Genomic DNA, 688 nt, shown 5'->3' on the forward strand with positions numbered 1-688 from the left:
ACTCAGGAATGACATCGCACGGCGCAGCCGGGCTCGGCGTCGTGCGCGCAGTCGTTGAACCGGCAGCCGGCGGCCAGGTCTTCGATGTCCGCGAACATGGTCGCCAGCCCCTCCTCCGCGTCCCACAGCGCGAAGCCGCGGATGCCCGGCGTGTCCATGAGCACGGCGCCGTTGGGCAGGGGAATGAGCTCGCGCGCCGTGGTGGTGTGCCGGCCCTTCCCGTCGCCGGCCCGGACGGCTCCGGTGTCCTGCACCGCCCGGCCTGCGAGCGCGTTGATCAGGCTGGATTTGCCCGAGCCCGAGGGCCCGAGCAGCACCATCGTCCGGCCGGGGCCCAGGTATTCGGCCACGGCATCGAGCCCGTCGCCCGTTTCCGCGCTCGTCGCCAAGACGTCCGCGCCGGCGGCCTGCTCGACGATCTGGGCGGCGACCTCGTCATGGCGGCCGCTCAGGTCGGCCTTGGTCAGGATGACCACCGGCAGCGCCCCGGAATCCCACGCGGCCACCAGGGTGCGCTCCAGCCGGTTGGCCGACAGCGGCCGGTCGAAGGGCACCGCGATGCCGACCAGGTCCATGTTGGCGGCCAGGATCTGCTCGGCCGCCAGCGGATCGTAGGCCTGTTTGCGGGACAGGGCGGAAAACCGCGGAAGCAGCCCGGCGATGGCCGGGCCGCCGGCGGAAGCCGGCC

1 protein-coding gene is annotated in these 688 nt (G+C 73.1%); it reads right to left on the reverse strand.

The annotated features are described in order from the left end of the window. Positions 1 to 2: 2 nt before the first annotated feature. A partial coding sequence (gene rsgA, locus AC5RUJ_RS17770; protein WP_494156450.1) for a ribosome small subunit-dependent GTPase A occupies positions 3 to 688 on the reverse strand: 686 nt, incomplete at its 5' end.

The organism is Arthrobacter sp. Y3223164 (assembly GCF_059091005.1).